18 protein-coding genes are annotated in these 20,195 nt (G+C 43.0%); 10 read left to right on the forward strand and 8 right to left on the reverse strand.

All coding sequences use genetic code 11. From position 1 onward, the window contains the following. Nucleotides 1-1,064 precede the first annotated feature (1,064 nt). The gene (locus R2Q26_RS08790; protein ID WP_317535919.1) at nucleotides 1,065-1,586 is read left to right on the forward strand and encodes a hypothetical protein; all 522 of its coding nucleotides are present in this window, start codon (nucleotides 1,065-1,067) and stop codon (nucleotides 1,584-1,586) included. A 143-nt stretch (nucleotides 1,587-1,729) separates the two neighbouring features. Next, nucleotides 1,730-2,116 (forward strand): hypothetical protein, encoded by a 387-nt coding sequence (locus tag R2Q26_RS08795; RefSeq protein WP_317535920.1) that lies wholly within the window; start codon nucleotides 1,730-1,732, stop codon nucleotides 2,114-2,116. Nucleotides 2,117-2,567: 451 nt separating this feature from the next. Here the strand turns inward: R2Q26_RS08795 and R2Q26_RS08800 are convergent, their stop codons facing one another. Then, nucleotides 2,568-3,308 (reverse strand): winged helix-turn-helix domain-containing protein, encoded by a 741-nt coding sequence (locus tag R2Q26_RS08800; protein ID WP_317535921.1) that lies wholly within the window; start codon nucleotides 3,306-3,308, stop codon nucleotides 2,568-2,570. A gap of 231 nt (nucleotides 3,309-3,539) precedes the next feature. Continuing rightward, on the reverse strand, nucleotides 3,540-3,986 hold the full coding sequence (locus tag R2Q26_RS08805) for a phosphate-starvation-inducible PsiE family protein (RefSeq protein WP_317535922.1): 447 nt from the start codon (nucleotides 3,984-3,986) through the stop codon (nucleotides 3,540-3,542). A 631-nt stretch (nucleotides 3,987-4,617) separates the two neighbouring features. On the opposite strand from R2Q26_RS08805, the gene R2Q26_RS08810 reads away from it, so the two are divergent. From R2Q26_RS08810 to R2Q26_RS08840, 7 genes are all read left to right on the forward strand, one after another. Next, a complete protein-coding gene (locus R2Q26_RS08810; protein ID WP_317535923.1) occupies nucleotides 4,618-5,385 on the forward strand; it encodes a DUF3450 domain-containing protein in 768 nt (255 codons plus the stop codon). Then, nucleotides 5,382-6,887, forward strand: a complete 1,506-nt coding sequence (locus tag R2Q26_RS08815; protein ID WP_317535924.1) for a MotA/TolQ/ExbB proton channel family protein — start codon at nucleotides 5,382-5,384, stop codon at nucleotides 6,885-6,887. The genes R2Q26_RS08810 and R2Q26_RS08815 overlap by 4 nt, the downstream gene beginning before the upstream one ends. Nucleotide 6,888: 1 nt before the next feature. Continuing rightward, on the forward strand, nucleotides 6,889-7,506 hold the full coding sequence (locus R2Q26_RS08820; protein ID WP_317535925.1) for a MotA/TolQ/ExbB proton channel family protein: 618 nt from the start codon (nucleotides 6,889-6,891) through the stop codon (nucleotides 7,504-7,506). Nucleotides 7,507-7,512: 6 nt separating this feature from the next. Further along, a complete protein-coding gene (locus tag R2Q26_RS08825; RefSeq protein WP_317535926.1) occupies nucleotides 7,513-7,917 on the forward strand; it encodes a biopolymer transporter ExbD in 405 nt (134 codons plus the stop codon). Nucleotides 7,918-7,924: 7 nt separating this feature from the next. After that, entirely contained in the window at nucleotides 7,925-8,572 is a 648-nt protein-coding gene (locus tag R2Q26_RS08830; RefSeq protein ID WP_317535927.1) for an energy transducer TonB, read from the forward strand. 20 nt (nucleotides 8,573-8,592) lie between these two features. Beyond that, entirely contained in the window at nucleotides 8,593-9,759 is a 1,167-nt protein-coding gene (locus tag R2Q26_RS08835; protein ID WP_317535928.1) for a tetratricopeptide repeat protein, read from the forward strand. Nucleotides 9,760-10,075: 316 nt separating this feature from the next. Then, the gene (locus tag R2Q26_RS08840) at nucleotides 10,076-13,273 is read left to right on the forward strand and encodes a TonB-dependent receptor domain-containing protein (RefSeq protein WP_317535929.1); all 3,198 of its coding nucleotides are present in this window, start codon (nucleotides 10,076-10,078) and stop codon (nucleotides 13,271-13,273) included. Nucleotides 13,274-13,534: 261 nt separating this feature from the next. On the opposite strand, the gene R2Q26_RS08845 is transcribed toward R2Q26_RS08840, so the two are convergent. Continuing rightward, nucleotides 13,535-13,660 carry a hypothetical protein gene (locus R2Q26_RS08845; RefSeq protein WP_317535930.1) on the reverse strand — a complete coding sequence of 42 codons (126 nt, stop codon included), beginning with the start codon at nucleotides 13,658-13,660 and terminating at the stop codon, nucleotides 13,535-13,537. Nucleotides 13,661-13,831: 171 nt separating this feature from the next. Here R2Q26_RS08845 and R2Q26_RS08850 point away from each other — a divergent pair, with 171 nt between their 5' ends. Then, the gene (locus tag R2Q26_RS08850; protein WP_317535931.1) at nucleotides 13,832-15,433 is read left to right on the forward strand and encodes a hypothetical protein; all 1,602 of its coding nucleotides are present in this window, start codon (nucleotides 13,832-13,834) and stop codon (nucleotides 15,431-15,433) included. Between the two features lie 321 nt (nucleotides 15,434-15,754). On the opposite strand, the gene R2Q26_RS08855 is transcribed toward R2Q26_RS08850, so the two are convergent. Genes R2Q26_RS08855 through R2Q26_RS08875 form a run of 5 tightly spaced genes read right to left on the reverse strand, consistent with a single transcriptional unit; the run spans nucleotide 15,755 to nucleotide 20,190 of the window. Then, nucleotides 15,755-16,504, reverse strand: a complete 750-nt coding sequence (locus R2Q26_RS08855) for an adenosylcobinamide-GDP ribazoletransferase (protein WP_317535932.1) — start codon at nucleotides 16,502-16,504, stop codon at nucleotides 15,755-15,757. After that, entirely contained in the window at nucleotides 16,501-17,106 is a 606-nt protein-coding gene (gene cobC / locus R2Q26_RS08860) for an alpha-ribazole phosphatase family protein (RefSeq protein WP_317535933.1), read from the reverse strand. Before cobC ends, R2Q26_RS08855 begins: the two co-directional genes overlap by 4 nt. 12 nt (nucleotides 17,107-17,118) lie before the next feature. After that, a complete protein-coding gene (cobT, locus tag R2Q26_RS08865) occupies nucleotides 17,119-18,186 on the reverse strand; it encodes a nicotinate-nucleotide--dimethylbenzimidazole phosphoribosyltransferase (protein ID WP_317535934.1) in 1,068 nt (355 codons plus the stop codon). Beyond that, nucleotides 18,179-18,712 carry a bifunctional adenosylcobinamide kinase/adenosylcobinamide-phosphate guanylyltransferase gene (gene cobU, locus R2Q26_RS08870; RefSeq protein ID WP_317535935.1) on the reverse strand — a complete coding sequence of 178 codons (534 nt, stop codon included), beginning with the start codon at nucleotides 18,710-18,712 and terminating at the stop codon, nucleotides 18,179-18,181. The genes cobT and cobU overlap by 8 nt, the downstream gene beginning before the upstream one ends. Further along, complete coding sequence (locus tag R2Q26_RS08875) at nucleotides 18,709-20,190, reverse strand: cobyric acid synthase (protein ID WP_317535936.1); 1,482 nt, start codon at nucleotides 20,188-20,190, stop codon at nucleotides 18,709-18,711. Before R2Q26_RS08875 ends, cobU begins: the two co-directional genes overlap by 4 nt. Between the last annotated feature and the right edge of the window lie 5 nt (nucleotides 20,191-20,195).

The following is a 20,195-nucleotide window of genomic DNA, read 5'->3' on the forward strand; positions in this document are numbered from 1 at the left end:
GGTGTGAGAACCTCTCAATATTACGAGTTTGCTTCTATTTATGAAATACTTATCTCAAAACGTCAACAGACCCTAGCAAACAATCGCTTGAGAATAAATATTTCTCATCACTATTAATTCGTACTTTAATGAATTAATTCTTATTAGTTATCTCCATTAACCTCATGTGCGGCGGAATTCAACTTGAATTTTCTATTAGGTAGATTTTCTAATGGATAATGCAACCATGGAAAAGGCTTGAGCGACAAATCAATGAGTGAAGTATCCAAGGCATAAAGTGGGTTCTTAAAACAAAACCCATGCTTTAAGGCATCATACTTGGGGCAACGATCATACAGTCCATAAAACAGCACTTCGCAACACCTCGCTGGCTGTTGGTTATTCAGTCGCACCAAACTCAAACGCGTAATGGCGCACTACCAAGGTGATAACCGTGCTGCCGTTGTGCTTGCAGATTCACTCCGATATCACACAAACTTTCCTGCCCACTTAGCTATGCAAATACCATGGCTACAAACTGTGCCTATCGGCTTGTCTTACGCAGCTTTTAGCCTTGGTGATGAGCAGAATGACGTTTCAAATTCGTGTTTACCAACTATTTTAAGCAGTTGCGATAAAACCGTATTACAATGCGATATAGCGTAGATTTCTTTATCTTTCAATGCATTATCTAAAAACTTATTGTAAATCAACGGTAAATCTTTAGGTCGCTTTTAGTAATTTTGTGAGAAAGCAGTAACTTCAGCACAAATTTTCCCAATCCAGAAAATCAAAAATTTCCAAGCTTATATTTATTCAGAGCTTTTTAAGTAAGAAACCTGATTAATCACTCCGATCTATAGCCGTCACTATATATAAATTATCTAATACTTTGTCATAAAAATTTAAAATAAATGACAAATAATTACCATTTATTTGTCATCATTTATCATTATTGTTTATGCGGTATAAGTCGCATATTAATATTTTGCGATTTATGCCAATTAAAACCGATGCACTTATGGCTATTTTAGTAGTGGTCGTTATGCATCAATTAATGATTTTAAATAAATTGGAGTTCAAATATGAAATTACAAAAATTGATGTCTTTACTTCTTGTCCTTACTGTATTGTTGTTTACTAGTTTGAATGTTATGGCCACATGTGGATCACAAGTTCAAACTTTAGTAACTCAGCCGCCCTATTCCAATTTGGCCGCTGTACTTACTGATACAGAAAAAGTTAAATTAACTAATTTGCTTAAAGCGGTTAAAGATGATGCTACTTATAACAAATTACTTACTGAAGCCAATGCAGTTGCTGCTATGATTGCAAATGGCCGCATGATGATAGCTCTTCCAGATGGAACTGTAGTAGTTGATACCGCTAAAGGCGCTAATAATACTTTCGCTAATTTTAAGGCTAAAGCAATCAATGAGAACCACAATACACGAATTTCAATTTTAGACGCTCAATTGCATGACTGTGGTATTGGTTTGGAACAAAAATTTAGTACAACAGATGGCACTAAAGAAGTTTATTTTGCTAAACGTCTGGGTGCTTATCTAAATAGTGCTGGAACAGCTAGACTTTCACAAAAAATATAGGAATTAAATGTGTATCGGCGAGAAATAATTGGGGTAATAGTAACTAGTTTATGGTAGTCAAACTATATTCTGCTCTGACCCCAGATTTCTAGTCGATACTCATATCAGATTTAATTGCAAAAATTAGATTAAAGAACAAGTTATTGTCTATTTTGATGCAATTAAATACTAGAGCGCTGAATGATTTAATGCATTCAAATACTTATAGTCCGTTCAAGCAAAATTACTGCTGTTCAAAGCAGTTTCCAGATGAAAATATTATTAGCAACAGTGGTAACGATTCTTTAGTTGATGTTGATAGCGATTCCGATAGTGATGACAATATCATTCAAATCATCAATGGCGATGCTTTGCCGTTCGAACTCGAGAATATTCATACGGTTGTAGATCTGTTGCCTTACGTTACCAATATTTCGGAAGTGGATGGAAACGTTACCTTTGAGTTCTCGAATGGTGATACATCAATTACACTAATTGGTGTATCAGCTAGCGAAATTACAATCGATATGACACTGTTCGATTTGTCGTAATTCGACATAGATATTCTTCAGAAAGCCTGCAAGCAATTTGCGGGCTTTTATTGTGACGAAAGCTAAAATAACATTCTAGCCTTACTATTTCACGTATCCGGATCAAAAATTAGGGTACATTCCTTTCACCGCCATGAATACATGAATGTTAGTCAAAACTCATTAGAATTTCAGCTCAAAAACTGAGCAACTAAACACTTTTATTTTTTCCAATTCCTCGATGAAAGTGTCAGTGAACAATTGATTTTATTGGTTGCATGTTCAATGATTGGTTTGTGCGATTCTAGCTCATCTACGACTGAATAGCTTAGGTATTTAGGTAGCGTGGCTGGTATTATGTATAATATTCATTGCGCTACTACTTTAGCACTTCGATACTGCTTCGGGTAGCAGGCGTTCATTCCATTTCACCATTCTGCCATTATTGATAGAGAAAAAGGCTTAGCTGTGATCAAGCACTTTTACCCCTATACTTTTTTTCGTTATCCTTAACAGAAAATCGATAACCAATTCCCCTGACTGTTTGCACCAGGTCTTCTTTACCTACTGTTTTAAGGTTTGTTCTTAGCCTGCGAATATACACGTCGATTGTACGTTGATCGATAAAAACCTGATTACCCCATAATCGATCTTGCAGTTGTGCACGTGTGTGTACCCGCTCTTGATTTGTCATCAAAAAATGAAGGAGGCGAAATTCAGTAGGTCCCAATGTAATTTCAGCCAGTTCTAGCGGCTCATCTTTGGTGTACGCATGTACTCTGTGTGTAGTTGGGTCAAGTTTTAATCCCCCCAACTGAATAATTTCATCCGCCATTTCTGGTAAACGCCGACGTAACACAGCTTTAATTCGGGCAATCAACTCATGGGGTGAAAAGGGTTTTGTAATATAATCTTCAACTTCAACTTCCAGATCAGCAATCATTTCACTTTCCTGATCTCGTGCAGTTAACATAATAATTGGAATAGATTTAGTACGTTCCTCACTCTTTAATCTATATGCAAATTCTATTCCCTCCATATTAAGTAACATTCCACCTATTATTACGAGATCAGGTAATACATTGCTGATTATTCTTTTAGCTTGCTCCGCATTATCAGCACATAAAACAATAAGACCCACTCTTTTTAAATTGAGTGAAATCATTTCCCGGAGAATAGGTTCATCTTCAACAGTTAGAATTGTTATTGTCATACATTATCTCATTCTTGATAAATGTAGCTAAAGAGGCTGAGATAATAAGAATAAATCTTTACATATTCGTGACAAAAATATGAAACTGACTAACAGTCTGATTTATCATCTAAAACAAGCGAAGCAAATAATGCAGAAAGATGATCTTAATTTAGATTTTGATCTTGTCAGATCTCTTTAGATGACTTAGTTCCTGTTGCGCCTAGATGCCGATTGAATCAATCAACAGAATCAATCAACAGCATCGGGTGAGAAACGAATGGAAACAATACGCAGTAATGTCAGTACTGCAATTACAGAAATGTGTAATCCAACCGCTGTCAATGTGTACGCTTTATACCAGAGACCGATTAACTCTCCGATTAGCACCACTAATGCCACATCCAGAATGAAGGTTACCTTTACACGCCCTACTGCCAGATAGGATTGTAATATGCGAATCAGTTCAAGCACTGCCAGGATCAGTACCACATCAATAATGATATGCTCAGCAACGTTTGCCCATCCATCCTTGAGAATATGAGGCAGATTTGACATTAAGTTGAGAATGCCTGTACCTATCCAGAAATAGAGCACTAACATCAGAATGCCGACAATCAATTGAATGGTGCGTTGATGCCAATCAGTGTCAGTTAATAGGGATATGCTCTTTCTTTTAGTTATTTCTTGATGAATCATTACATTACTCCAGTTAATGAATTGCCTGAATTCTAGTAATTCAATATAAAAGTTTTGTGACGTTCTAATAACTTCTCACCATCGTTACATTCCGTAACGCATCGTCAACTTATCTTATAAAGAAAGAAGTTAGGTTCATTAGCCTTTCGAGTTCATAAATCTCGAATCTCGAGTATTTCTAGCTCTGATTAACTCATTGTATATATTCAAGTTATTCTATAAATAATAGATGTTTAAAGCTTAATGTCACCTTATTGTAACGATAATGAAATATTCAACTAGTAGCATATGCGCAATTATTAATAAGGGATTGTGATAAAAGTTTTATGACGTTCTAATAACTTCTTACCATCGCTATATTCCGTAACACATCGTCAACTTTTCTTATAAAGAAAGAAGTTAGACGCATTAGCCTTTCGAGTTCATGAATCTCGAATCTCGAGTATTTCCAGCTTTGAGTAACTTATTGTGTATATTCAAGCTATTGTATAAATAATAAATATTTAATGTCATTGTAACAATAATGAAATATTCAACCAGTAGCATACGCGCAATTATTAATAAGGGATTGTGATTTCAGATCGTATGCCCCTCATCTCGCCCACCTAATTTATTTAATTCACTGGGATTTATGTTTGAAAATTTTTTAAAAAAAACAATTTTACTCATCGGATTGATGATATTGACTCCTGCACCTACAGCGATGGGAAATAGTTTGGAGAATTTGGCAAAGACGCTGGCCAAGATCCGAGGTGAAGTTGAGACACTGCAAACGCAACTGGATACTGAAAAGGAAAAACATGGCAGCAGAATATCAGCACTCAACTCACAATTGGCAGATTTGAGTGTTGAAGAGAGAAGGCAGAAAATGAGTATTGAGAAACTGCAGCATTCTATAGAAAAATTAAATACTGACGCCAAGAAGGCGGAGCAATCGGGTGAGAATCTGAAACCCGTCTTACTAGAAATACTGAAAGATTATAAACAGCACATTCAAACAGGTTTTCCATTTAAGACGGAAGATCGTATCAGATCAGTTGAAAATCTGGAGAATAATGTTACCAATCAATTGATTGATCCTAATAAAGCAGTTAATCAGGTATGGTCCTTAATAGAAGATGAAATTCGCTTGAGCAAGGAAAATGGTATTTACCAGCAAACAATATCGTTGGATGGAGAAAAAATGCTGGTGGATATTGCAAAACTAGGCACGGTATATCTTTTTTTCCAAACCAGAAATAACAGAGCTGGGATGGGGAGGCCATCAGAGGATGGCGGCTGGAAATTTGAAATCGTTGATAATACTGATGAAATTGAGCGGATCAAAATTTTATTTGACTCGCTGAAGAAACAAATACGCCAAGGTTATTTTGAATTACCTAATCCTCTAAGAAAATGAAGAAAGTCCTATTTTTATCGTTACTGTTGATTGTACTGGGAAATTCTGTCCATGCTGCTGAAGATAAAAACGCAGCTTCATCGCAAGCCACCGTTGCTTCTGAGCCTGAAGTTAAGCAGGGTAGTTCTTCAGATCAGAGTAAACAGCAAAAAAAGAGCGCAGCAAAACAGGAAATAATCAATTTAGAAACTGCGTATAAACGCGAATATGCTTTCCTGGAAGCCCAGAAACGGGAATTGACTGAACGTTTGAAAAGCTATCAATCCAGCGCAAGCAATGAAGAGAAAACGCTCATTAATAAGATTAGCGCGCTTGAACGAAGTTCTGTCGAGCGCTCAGCCAAGATTGATCAGCTCAATGCGAAATTGGCAGATGCCGAGCGTAAAGAAGCCGCTGTTACTGAACGTAATGACGCTTTGGAAACAACTTACATGCAAGCGGAATCTACCTTGAAAAACCATAGCATCGAGTTGCCTTCATCCATTAAGGAAGATAAAGGTAACGATCCTGCCAAAGTAAGCTATTTGTTTAAACAAGCATTGTCTTTAATTAATAGCTTAGGTGCGACCCAGGTAAAGCCAGGAAGTTTTTTCCTGGAGGATGGCAAACAAACCAAAGGATCAATTATTCAGGTAGGCAATATCGCAGCGTATGGTGTCAGCGATGATGGTAGTGGAAGTTTAGCGCCCGCCGGTGGCGGAGATTTTAAGATATGGAAAAGCGCTGGTGCAGAAAGTGCTGTTGCTTTGAGCAAAAACCAGCAACCGGATACGCTGCAGTTATTTTTGTTTGAGTCACGTACTACAGCCGTCGATGAAATGCCTGAACAAACATTACTAGAGCATGTCGATTCGGGTGGTGCGATTGGTTGGGTTATCGTGATACTGGGCCTCATTGGCGGACTTTTTGTCCTGATCCGTATTTATTTGCTACACACAAATAGTACTAACGTAAAACAACTTTCTGATCAGATCATGCATCATCTTGCTGACGGTAATCTGGATGTTGCTAAAAAAAGTTGTGAAGAGAATTCATCAGCCATCGGCCGTGTTTTGCTGTATACCTTGCGCCATTTAAAAGATGACAGGGATCACATGGAGGGTATTGTTTACGAGGCGACTCTGCAAGAAACGGGACCTTTGGACCGATTTGGTTCTGCCATTTTAGTGATAGCCTCGCTAAGCCCTCTCCTTGGTTTGCTGGGAACGATAACCGGGATGATTGAAACTTTTGATTCAATCACCCAGTTTGGTACCAGCGATCCAAGATTGTTATCTGAGGGTATCTCGATAGCGTTAGTGACGACTGAATTAGGATTAGTTGTTGCCATTCCAACGTTGTTGCTTGGAACATTATTATCCACTTGGGCTAGAAATATTAAACGTGACATGGAACATTCGGCGCTCAAAATTCTTAACGCTTTTCTGGGTGGTGGACTTGATCTGGAAGAGGCAGCCGCGCCTGTTGTGAATGACAATACCTTACTGTTGAAGAATTCTTGAAATGAGTCTTCCAGAACTGATCATATGGCTCAAAGAGTTAATGGTATTAGGAGGCATTGTCATGCCGCCATTGGTGCTTTGTATTTTATTACTTTGGTACGGAGTGGGGTATCGATTCTGGGTCATGAAAGAGCCCAAGTGGATGGGCGTGCGCGATATGTTGAAATACTATCAGGAAAACGATGATAAGCCAGCCAGAAGTATTGTGGCAAGAGCGATCAAACAAGGCCTTCGGTTAAAAAAACAGAAGGGAAAGGTCAAAAACCTTCGACCTCATCTGGATGCAGCCTTTTATGACTATGAAATAGAAATTACCAAGTTTTCTTCGCTCACTCGCGTGGCTGTTCTGATTGCTCCTTTACTGGGTCTGCTGGGTACCATAACAGGGATGATTGAAACGTTCCAGTCGCTATCAACCATGACAGTGCACTCTCAGTCTGGCGGTATTGCCGGCGGCATCGCCGAAGCCTTGTTTACTACCCAGATGGGACTGACTGTCGCAGTTCCAGGTGTATTAGCGAATAGTATGTTAAGCAGGAAACAGCACCAGATTGCGCATGATCTTGCGCAGGTGAAAGAATTACTATGTCATCAAATATCCACTACGAACGAGAAATAATTCACGATGAGAAATAACGAACCTGCAGAAGCTGAACCCGCAATCGATTTGACACCAATGATCGATATGGTTTTCATATTGTTAATTTTCTTTATGGTAACGGCATCTTTCGTTAAGGACATGAAACTGGAACTGGAAAGGCCCAAGGCCAGTAGTGCCGTTACTGCATCGAGTAAGGCCATTCGACTGTTTATTGACCGCAACGGAGACACATATTTGGACGGTGAAGCGGTCCAGCTGTGGACAATACAAAGTAAATTGCGAGATTTGTTGAGCACCTCTTCCACCAAAGTGGTGTTAGTCGTGACTGATGAAGGTGTTCCTGCGGGGAAACTGGTTGAAGTGGTTGATCAAGCACGCTTGGCAGGCGCTGAAAGCGTGGGGGTCGCTACTAAAAAAGAAGCGGGATGATACCAATATGGAAATAAATAAATTTTTTCAACACTTGGCAGGTTCTGTATCGATGTTATTTGGACTGATACTGGTTTTCGGCCTGATATGGTGGATGAATCGTTATGTGGGACAGGTTGAGAAGGAACCTGCCCAGGAAGTGACAGAAATTAGTATGGCAAATCAAATCAAGCCAGAACCTCAAAAGGAGGTCAGGAAAGTCGAGACGAAAAAACAAATGACGAATCGACCTCAAGCACCTGCTCCTTTTAAAGGTCTTGGTACAGGACTTTCTGGCATTGATCTTGGATTGCTAGGTCTGGATGATGGGCAGATGAGTGATCTGGACGATTCTTTAATCGGTAAAACTAATCCAGGTAATACAGTGATGACCGATGATCTGGTTGATGTCCCACCTAAACCAATATCAAGAGGGGCTTTTAAATACCCGCCTGCAGCAAAAAAGAATGGCATTAAAGGCTACGTCGTCTTATCGGTACTCATTGGGACTGATGGTTCAGTCGATCAGGTACAAGTGCTGGAGTCTAATCCCTCAGGAGTTTTTGACGCTGCTGCACTGCAGGGCATTCGGTCCTGGCAGTTTGAGCCAGGAAAGTACAAGGGTGAGATTGTCAAAGTGTGGGCGAAGCAAAAAATTCGATTCGACTTATCCTGATTTAGAAAGTTGTGATTACTATGAAATACCTAACGGCCAGACCAATTGGCCATCTGATGATTGTTTTTATACTGGGATATTACTGCAGTATTGGTTGGGCTGCAGATAAAAAATCACAACCGACAGACTTTATAGAGCTTGCTGCCGTCATGCTAAAAGATGGTCATAGTGATCGCGCCTTAATAGCTTTGCAAAGTGTGGACCTGAAGGATAAAAAAACTGATCTGGTGAGATTTTATACACTGCAAGGCTTGGCTTATTTGAATCTGAATGATTTTTCAGCAGCCAAAGACAGTTTGCAGTTGGCAGTTAAAAATGGACAGAAAGAATCAGTCATTTTTGCCTATCTGGCGCAAGCCCATTATGCGCTCAAAGAATATCGGGATACGATCCAATCCATTGACAAGGCGGGTGAACACGCCAGTAAAGCGAACTTAATCACCCTAAAAGCGCAAGCTTACTGGCATTTGAAAGAGACGGCTGCCGCCATCAATACGCTGGATGAGGGTCAGAGACTGTATCCAAAGGACTTTAGTTTTCTTAGACGCAAGGTTTTTTATTTTGTTGAGCTCGAGTTGTACCATGAAGCCACTCAATTGGGCAGGCAATATCTAAAGCGATCAAAGGCGGCTGTGGAGGACTATATTGCCATTGGTAGTGCATTGCGGCTAAGTAAGCAATATCACGAAGCTCTGGATATTCTGGAAATCGCCCGTCTGCAATTTCCTAATAATGAGGTTGTTGCAAAACAGCTGGCACACACCTACCTGGATCTGGGAAAACTTAATTCGGCAGCATTCATCTTTGAGCAAGCAGCTTTATTGAATCCAGACTTACAGGCTGAAGCGGCAGAAATCTATCGACGTGCGGGTCGTTTTCATAAGGCGTTGATACTGAATGAAAGCATCAGTGATCAGAAAGTAAAACTTAAACAACGGCTATCCATTCTTCTTGCATTAAAGCAGTTCGAACGTGCAGCTAATATGGAATCAAGTTTGTATCGGTCTGGATTACTGGATGATCAAGAAGTGCGTTATGCACTTGCGTATGCCTTATTTTCTAGTAGCCGTTTTCCAGAGGCTAATAAGCATTTGGATCATTTAAAAGATGCTGAGCTTTTCAGAAAAGGAACTGAGCTTCGTCGATTAATGGAAATCTGTAAAACTGAACCATGGCAATGCACTTAATTCTTGAAATTACAGAAATCAGACCGTGCCATGGTTACCTAATAGCATGTTCTACTGATTGCGTAGCTTGCGTTCATTCCGGTTGCAATGCGTCTTTAGTGGGATTCCCGCTTATGCCGCCCTGATACCTTTGCAGTAACTATCTCATACCCTTTCAACCAGCAATTTATCTTCTGGAGCAGTTTCATTGCCAGTGAAGAGGGGGATGTTTTACACCTAATGATTACTTCAATCGGACATATTTCCTGAGTGCCGTGTTTGGCAGACAGATTTTCATCAAGAATGTTTTTCCAAAAATAAAGAGTACAGAAATACGATGAAAAAACCTTTTCTTTCCCTGGTCATTTTGTTCACTGCAATTTTTATGAGTTCTTTTGCATGGGGGGATACTGAAAAAGCAGAATTTTCGATTCACCTATTCCAGAATGGCTTGCCTATTACTGATGCAGAATTAACGATCAGCAGCATCACGTACGAAAAAACCGATGCGCAACAGGGTGCGGCCAAGTCCTCCATGATTACCTGGCATGTTGAAGACCAGCCTTTCCTTAAAACAAATGCCAATGGCAGCGTAGCGGCGAAATTACCAGCCGGTAAGTATCATTTCAAACTCAAAACAATTGATCAGACATTTGCCTTTGATTTGCCTTTACGTACAGCTGAAAATGTACAAATTCTGGTAACTTTTTATCCGGACGGCAGGGAGCCATTGCTCAACATTGAGAGTTCCGTTGCCGGCACCATTGCAGGTTCTGAAGCTCCAACCAAGAAGCCGCCAGTTGAAGGTGACGGTGTTATGACTGTGAAAGTTCGTTCTGTGGAAACGAACAAACCAATCAAGGATGTGCAGATTTTCGTGAGCGGCCTGAGGCAGCAGCTCAGAACAAATGAGCAGGGTCAGTTAGAAGCGAGTATCCCAGTCGGTACTTATAGCGTTTCGTTGCTGCATCCAGCTTATGGCAGTCAAACACAGGATGAAATAAAAATCACCAAGGACCAGACAACTGAATTATCCTTCAATTTAACACCAGCCGGTGTTGAGCTGGCTGAATATGTAGTTTTAGAGCCGCATTTGGCAGGGACAATAGCTTCTGTTATCGAAGAACAGAAAACTTCAACCGAAGTAACTACAGTTATGGGTGCTGAACAATTCAATCGGGGTGGAGACTCCGATGTGGCCGCTGCATTAAGAAGAGCTTCTGGTCTAACATTGGTGGGCGGCCAATTCATCTTTATTCGTGGTCTGAGTGAACGCTTTTCCACAACATTAGTCAATGGTGCGGCTGTTCCAAGTCCGGATCCAACACGCCGTGTTGTACCGCTGGATCTTTTTCCGACCAATTTCCTTGAAAGTGTTATGGTGCAAAAAACGTATTCCGCGGATCGGCAGGGTGAATTTGCAGGCGGCACTCTGGAAATGCGTACAAGAGGAATACCGGATGAATTTTTCTTTAATATCACTGCGCAAACAGGCTTTAATGACAGAACGACCTTTGAGAATGGCCTTAACTATAAAGGTGGGGGGCTTGATTTCCTGAGCTTTGATAATGGTGCGCGCGCTTTGCCTGATTCAATTGCACAGGCTACCGCAGATGGCAGCACCATTCAGCCGAAAACAACTTTTAATCCTGATGGATTCTCGCCGCAAGAGCTTACAAAATTTGGTCAAGATTTATCAGGTGTATGGGATGTGACAGAAAGAAGACCGGGACCAGATAGAGGCCTTCAGGCAGCCACAGGTAACGTGGTTAATCTGGGTAATTTCAGAGTGGGTTATATCGCGGCTGGGACCTGGAATCAGCAATTCAGGAAGCAGAATGAGATCAATAGGGAATTTACCCCAACCAAAGAAGGTGATTTAAAGAATATTCTTGATTTCAATACACAGCGTTCTTTAGAACAAGTAGAGTTAAATGGATATGCTGCAGCAGATGTAGAATACAAAGATAAACATCGTATTTTTTACAAGACCATGTTTCTACGTCAATCAACCGATGAGGCAAGAATCGGTCAGGGATTTACCGACGCTGAAGTGACTGATGTACGTAGGACAAAACTGAGATTCTTTTCCAATCAATTGTTCATGCATCAGGTAGGAGGTGCACATCTTTTTGATTGGGCAAAAGACTTATCGGTAAACTGGTTATATACTAATGCAACCGCTACAAGAGAAGAACCCAAAACGCGGGATTATCGTTTTGATCAACTTCAAGGTAGTAGCAATTTTGCTCTTTCCCGCAGAGCGGATAGTAATCAAGTTACATTTGCTGATTTGACCGACAAAGATCAAAGCTGGCGTGTAGATACAAAGTTGCCACTTGAATTCTCTGCAAACTACAAAGCAAATCTGCATGGCGGCTTTATCGATCAAAATAAATCCAGAGTGGCGAACGCTCAACGATTCAGTTATTTTCCTGCGGGACCCATTGGGAGAGATCAGGCAGTTTTAAATCAACCATCACTGGAGACAATTCTACAACCGTCAAATATTGGTCCAAATGGTTTCCTCTTGCGTGATACCACACGCCCAACTGATAACTACGAGGCATCACAGAAACTTTTTTCTTATTATGGAAAATTGGATTTGTCTTTGTACGAAAAATTTAACATCACCGGGGGTTTACGTTGGGAAGATAATAATATGTCAGTTGAAACATTTCAATCTGTTGCCCACACGAACAAACCGGTGATAACCAAAATAAACAGAGTAGATATGCTGCCCTCAGTGATTGCGACCTGGATTATTTCAGATAAGCAACAGTTGCGGGCTGGTTATAGCCAAACATTATCTAGACCTGACTTCAGGGAATTATCACCTGCACCATTTACTGATCTGAATACCAATCAGGAAACAACTGGTAATCCTGATTTGCAGCAGACGAGTATAAAAAATTATGATATTCGTTGGGAATATTATCTGTCGCCCAGTGAAAATCTATTTACCAGTTTTTTCTGGAAGGATTTGACAAAGCCTATCGAATTAGTCATTTTGCCGGGAACTATAGGTTTACAGACATTCCAAAATGCTGAAAAAGCAAACGTATTCGGATTTGAAATTGAATATCTTAAAGGTCTAGGTTTTATACATCCTGCTCTGGAAAATTTTTATGCGGGTGGCAATTATACCTGGTCATCTTCCAATGTTCAGTTAAGTCCTGCTAGCCTGCAGGTGCAGACTACTAATGACAGGCCGCTGCAAGGACACTCGAAGCACATCGTTAATTTCCAGATTGGTTACGAGAATCCCGGTTGGGGAACGCAGGCAACTTTACTTTACAATGTTGCTAGTCAACGTATTTCCGCAGTAGGTGTGCTGGGTGCACCGGATAAATTTGAACAACCACTTCATCAGATTGACTTTGTTTTTAACCAGACCATAAACAAACGGTTGTCGTTACGCCTAAATATGCAAAACCTGCTGGATGACGATGTGCTTATCACGCAAGGCGGTGAATTGACACGCCAATTCCGTAGAGGACGTCAGTTTAATCTTGCTGTTCGTATTAATTACTGATTCGGAAATTTCATCATTGCAAAGGAATTGAATGACATCCAACCGGACAGCTACTCTTGAGGAAACGCAAATCATCTGGGTTGGGTGTTAACCTGGCCCGCCCGATTTTGTGTCAATAGTCGCAGATATTGATTTGGTACGGAATACGCAAAACAAGTCAGGGATAATACGCATGCTTCCTGGCGTACACGCAAATCGCCACGCTACCCTCCCCTGCTGATTAAGATTAAATTAGTTCATAGCCTACCGTCAGTATCATAGTTAGTATCCATCAGTAACACGAGCATAAATACCTCTTCCGCCGTAACTATGGTTAATTTCCATGTTGTGCGAATCATAGAGGGTTGCAGCAAAGTTTAATTCTTTTATTAATTCAGAGCTATTCATAAAAATTTTATCCCTAGCGAGTTTACTGAAAAGCAATAACCCTGTTGCGTTTTACAGACAAAACTTTCGGGCATGGATTGAACAAATCAATTTATTCATCGAGACGTAACATTACTGACATATTTATTTGTTAAATTCCATGCTCCAAAACGATCAATCTGGAGATAATAAATGGTAAGGTTTGAGAAGAAACAAGTAAGGATGACAATAGCTGCAGCATTGCTGTTAGGTATGTTTACACCAAATAGTCATGCGGCAACAGCAAGTTTTGATCCTGCGACAGGTATTGTTGATTTCCCGGTAGTGGAAGTTTTAGATGGCGCATCATCCTCTTTTTACAGTGCGCAACTGCAAGTCGTAGGTAATGATCTGCAACTAATAGCCGCTGATGTTATATCCCCTGCAAAGGGGCAACAACGTGTTGTATTTGATTCTGCAACAGCAGCTGTGCATGTGCCATCCGTCGTCGTTGGTGGAGATGAGTTTTATGCCAAACTTCAGTTGGTACCTGGATCAAATCCGATGCGTTTTACCCTCGCACAATTTGTCAGTAATAATTTCCAGGGTTGCCCTTCTTTTTCTACACCAGGACCTACCTCAGAATCCTGTATTCTAAGTGGTGAAATCAAGCAAGATATTACCTTGACCAAAAACATCCAGTGGATTTTATCAGGCGGGGTTTTTGTCGGTGGCGATAAAACTGAGAGCGCTACAATAACCATTAATCCAGGCACCAAAATCTTTGGTCAGCAGGGTGCTGATTTCTTGTGGATCAGACGTGGTTCAAAAATCATGGCGGAAGGAACCCCTGATAATCCAATCGTAATGAGTGGTCCATCGCAACAAGCAGCAGGTGAATGGGGTGGTCTGATACTCGCAGGTAATGCGCCGATAAATGGTTGTAATGAAGGTGTGCCGTTGTGCGAGGCTCCATTTGAGGCTGTAACTTCAGAGTTTTATGGCGGTAATAATCCTGCTGATAACAGCGGTTTAATCAAATACACGCAAATTCTTTTTGCAGGTTTTGCGGTACGTCCGGATCAAGAATTAAATGGATTGACGCTTAATGCCGTGGGCTCGGGCACAGTGATTGATTTCGTGCAGGTTCATAATGGTCTGGATGATGGTGTCGAAATGTTTGGCGGTACGGCGCAGATGAAACATCTGGTGCTGACCAGTAATGGTGACGACAATCTGGATTGGACTAGCGGCTGGACTGGAAAAGCCCAATTTGTTCTGGTTAAGCAGGCTGCTGACGATGGTGATCGTGGTATCGAAGCTGACAGCAACGAGGTCAATAATGATTCACTACCCCGTGCCAAGCCGATTATTTCCAATCTAACTTTAATCGGTTCATCGGTTGGCACACAAGGTATTTTATTACGTCGTGGTACTGGTGCAAATATATGGAACACAGTCGTTACCGGTTTTCCTGATTGTGTACAAATCGATGGAGCAGCCACTTTTAAGAATGCTGGATCACCGGGTAATCTGAGTGGTGAATTGACTATGGTTAATTCTTTTGTGAATTGCGCCAATAACTTTAAAGATGGTACAGATGCGACGTTCTCTGTAGCTGACTGGTTTAATTCGCAATCTGGAAACAAAACTGAAGATCCGCTCCTGAATGGCTATTTACCCGCAACAGGCTCCCCTCTGACATTGGGCGGCGCACCAGTAAATGATCCTTTCTTTAATACTGTCGATTATGCAGGCGCATTCAAAGATGCGAATGATGACTGGACACAGGAATGGACTTTTAGATTTAATTAATTTTTCTGATTCAGGAAGCTTCTTTGCTTAGACGTTAAGTAGAAAAGCATCCAATAAACTCAAGTGTCCTAGTTTTATTGAATAAAAAACAATCGCTGGTTCTGCCTTCATCGGCACCAGCGATTGTTTCTTTTACCTCTCCCCTTCCCTCCTCGAATTTATTATGTGCATGTTTAAACCTAATTCCATTTCTAAATCAAACCTAACTTTGTCGGCTTCTCCTTGCCGTATTATTTATACTGTCTGCGGCTCGCCTTCGCGTCATGTTTGATTTAGAAATGGAATAAAAACCGCTTTTAGGTTTAAACACTATTGATCAAATCAAGAATTAATCGGCACCAGCAAAACAGCTGCCAGCAGCACGCTGGTTTCAGCTATCTCAATCAATGCCCCAGCGGTATCACCTGTCGTACCATGGATGCGCCGCATCATCATAAAGCGCAATACTAGAAATATCAGAATTGATGTGAGGATTAGCCCGAAATAATGAAAGCCTGTGATCAGCAGCAGAAGAAAGGGGGTAACAGTAACGACAAAAATACTCAATTTACGAGGCTGATGGGCGGCGATGGGTGCACCCAGGCCATAGCGGCGTACATAAGGCGTGGTTAAAAACAAAAGCGGAATCAGTGTTCTGGCTAGGATGGTTGCATATAACAGGGCAATCCAATTCTGCGCAATAAACAAACTATGCAGTGAAACAAATTTGAGCAGGAGTACTAATAGGATGGCCATTACTCCCGCCGGACCACAGTTGGGGTCTTTCATGATAGCTAAGATTTTTTCAGTATCTCCCATGCCGCCTACCCAGGCGTCTGCACTATCAGCCAAACCATCCAGATGCAGCCCACCGGTAAGCACGACCCAGCCAGTAAGTAGCAAAGCAGCCGCCACCAGTGGGGGCGTATCACGCAACAGCCAGCCTAGTCCAATCAGCAGTGTACCGATCATCAGACCAACCAGCGGATAAAACAACAGGGAATAGCCCACAGTTTTCTCAGCTGGTGGCGTAGACATGGGTACTGGCAAGCGAGTGAGGAATTGTACCGCGACCAACAAGGGCTTGATCATTCTGGCTTATCGCTCTTGAGTGTGAGCTGGCTACCATTTTCATGCCATTTCACCTCAACAGTTTGCATAGCTGCATAGGGCACGTCAAAATTCAGCAATTGCTGCAGCGGTTGCTGGTTGAGGTGGCACAGCAGAATGCGCATGACTCCGCTGTGGGTAATCAGCAGGATATTCTGATCGGCAAACTGAGTATGAATGTCTTGCCATGCTGCCAGCACGCGCGCTTTGAAATCCAGTAAATGCTCTGCTTGCGGCGGTGGATTATCTAATGGATTCTGCCAGAAGCGGGCGAGTGCTTCAGCATCAGCCTGCATCAATTCGACAGGAGTATGCCCTTCCCATTCGCCGAAATGGATTTCCTGAATGCGTGCATCCTGTGTGAGCGGAATAGTGTAGCGTTCAGCCAGCGCCTGGGCAAAATGCGCACAGCGCTTCAAGGGAGAAGTAATGATATGCTGCCAATGCCTGGGTGTCTGCTCAACACGTGTCCACATCTGCTGCCAACCTGCCTCGGTCAGGGCATGATCCGTACTGCCGCAAAACCGACCACCATTGCCGGTGTCGCCATGTCTGAGCAGATCAATATAGGCCACGGTAGTCATGTTATTGCTTTGTTATTGTTTTCTGGTCGAAACGTGAGCTGTAGAAAAAGTTGCCATTTCATTATGCAAGCTACAGGCCATGCGCAGCAGATTGACAGCCACGGCAGCACCACTTCCTTCACCCAGGCGCATAGCCAAATCAAGCAGAGGAATAGCATTGAGTGCTTTGAGCACATGAGCATGGCCGGGCTCTGCGGATTGGTGTGCATAAATAAACCAGTTCCTACTGTCCATGCAAATCTGCTCGGCAGCGAGGGCAGCTACGGTGCTGATAAATCCATCTATCAGCAACGGCAAGCCGAGTTGAGCGCCACGAATATAAGCACCTGTTAACGCGGCAATCTCGAATCCCCCTACCCGACGCAATGCTTCTAGAGGTGAATGGATATATCTGCTATGCAATGACAGTGCTCGTTCGATTACTCTGATTTTATGTGCTATCCCTTTGCTGTCCAGGCCACTGCCTGCTCCGGCCAGTTGTGCAAGGGGTACATTCAGTAACAGGCAGGCAAGCGCAGTTGCACTGGTAGTGTTACCGATCCCCATCTCCCCTGCTATCAATAACTGCCGATTATTTGTCCGTGCCTGTTCCACGCTAACGCCCCCCGCATTGAGGGCTGCAGTCAGTTGAACCTCGCTCATTGCAGCCGTATGCACAAAATTGGCAGTACCCGCCCCCAAATGATAATGTCTGACATTAGTCAGGGTATCGGTTGAGTGAACGGTCCCAAGATTGATGATTTCCAGCTGCGCGCCGAGGATGCGTGCCAGAACATTAATAGCCGCACCACCCGCAGCAAAGTTTTTAATCATCTCAGTGGTGACCGATTGCGGAAAAGCAGAAATATTCTCAGCAGCAACGCCATGGTCAGCTGCAAATATCGAGATCTGCACATGGTCAACTGAGGGATGTAATGTATGCTGCAAGGCAGCAAGTTGTACCGCGATCTCTTCCAAGCGACCAAGCGCACCCGGTGGTTTGGTAAGCTGCGCCTGATGCTGCAGCGCTGCATGACGAATTTGTTCATTCGGCATGGCTGGCGATATCTTAAGCCAATCGAGTGAAGTATGGCTAGCCACCAGAACCTCCCTTAAGATAATGCGGCAGACCAGCTATCATCAAAATAACCTGTTCGCATTGCTGGGCAACCAGTTGATGTAGTCTGCCTGCTTCGTCGCAGTAGCGGCGACTCAATTCGCCCATGGGGATGACCCCCATGTTGGTTTCGTTGCTGACCAGAATAATGCGTCCGGGTAAAGTTGGCAGAACAGAGAGAAATGCGGCATGTTCGTGCTCAAATAGGGTACCGTCTTGATGCAGCAGCAGATTGGTCAGCCACAGCGTCAGACAGTCGACCAGCAGGCAGTGATTTTCTGCTGCCAGCTGGTTGAGTACTGTCGCCAGTTGCAAGGGTTCTTCAATCAGCTGCCAGTGAGCAGAGCGGTTAGCTCGATGCAGCTCAATACGTGCCTGCATTTCGGCGTCTTCAATAGTGGCAGTAGCGATATAGGTTACCGGCAGATGGCTCTGGGTCGCCAGACGTTCTGCCAGCCGACTCTTACCAGAGCGTACACCACCCAGAATCAATGTTTTGCTGTCAGTCATGCGGATAAGCCTTGCAAATTGAGTAATTGATATAATTGCTTGGTATCCAGGTAGTGGTCGATGCTATCTGCCAGCTGGTTAAAGGCTGCTTCACAGACGGCATAGTAATCGGGCGATTGATGGCTGTCTTTCAGGCCAGCCCAGTTCAATAACGCCGCGCACGCCTCAGCAGATTCAAACAGGCCATGCAGATAACTGCCCATAATCAAACCATCTTCACTCATGGCGCCATCTGTACCTTGTGCCAAATAGACTGTCGGTGGATAACTCTTCTGGAAGGTGGTCACGCCGCAATGGATTTCATAGCCGGTCACACTTGCGCTTTGATAGGTCAGTGTACCTTGCACATTGCGCAGTAATTTGTCAGGTTGTAAAGTGGTATTCATATCAAAAAACGCCATCCCCTGTGCACTGCCGGCATCCCCTTCCAGGCCGTCAGGATCATGGATTCCTTCTCCCAGCATCTGAAAACCGCCGCAGATACCGATTAGCTTGCCACCATAGCGCAGGTGCCGCCGAATAACGAGTTCCCAGCCCTGTTGGCGCAGCCAGTCCAGATCAGCACGTACGCTCTTGGAGCCAGGCAGAATAATTAGATCTGCCGGTGGGATCGTTTCGCCTGGGCCAATAAATTGCAGCCTGACCTGCGGATGCAGGCGCAGTGGATCAAAATCAGTGTGGTTGCTGATACGCGGCAGTGCCGGCACAATAACCCGTAGATGCTCATGCTCAGTCGATGTAATAAAATCAGCTGTTTGCGGCAAAGCGTCCTCCGCTTCAAGATGTAATCCCTGAAAATAAGGTAACACACCCAATACCGGTTTACCGGTGTATTGTTCCAGCCAATCCAGCCCGGGCTGCAATAAAGCAATATCTCCACGAAAACGGTTAATGACAAAGCCCTTGATGCGCGCCTGCTCACTCTCACTCAGTAATGCCAGCGTACCAGCCAGATGAGCAAAAACACCGCCTCGGTCAATATCTGCTATAAGAATTACCGGACAGTCGACCGCTTCGGCGAAACCCATATTGGCAATATCATTGGCACGCAGGTTGATTTCTGCCGGAGAACCGGCCCCTTCCACAATGATCCTATCGTACTGCCCAGCCAAGCGCGCATAGGATTCGAGTACGGCGTTCAGTGCAATCGATTTATAGTTGTGAAAACCACAAGCATCCATATTGGCAATCGCGTGACCATGGATGATAACCTGTGCGCTTTTATCTGTGCTAGGTTTCAGTAATACCGGATTCATATCAGTATGCGGCACCAACCCAGCAGCAAATGCCTGTACTGCCTGTGCGCGGCCAATTTCCCCTCCATTGCTACTGACCACACTATTCAGCGCCATATTCTGCGGCTTGAAAGGTGCAACACGGATACCCTGACGCGATAACCAACGGCACAAAGCGGTGACCAGCATGCTTTTGCCAGCATCCGAAGTGGTCCCCTGAATCATCAATGTTTGTGCGTTCATATATA

The organism is Nitrosomonas sp. Is37 (assembly GCF_033063275.1).
Classification (GTDB): Bacteria; Pseudomonadota; Gammaproteobacteria; order Burkholderiales; family Nitrosomonadaceae; genus Nitrosomonas.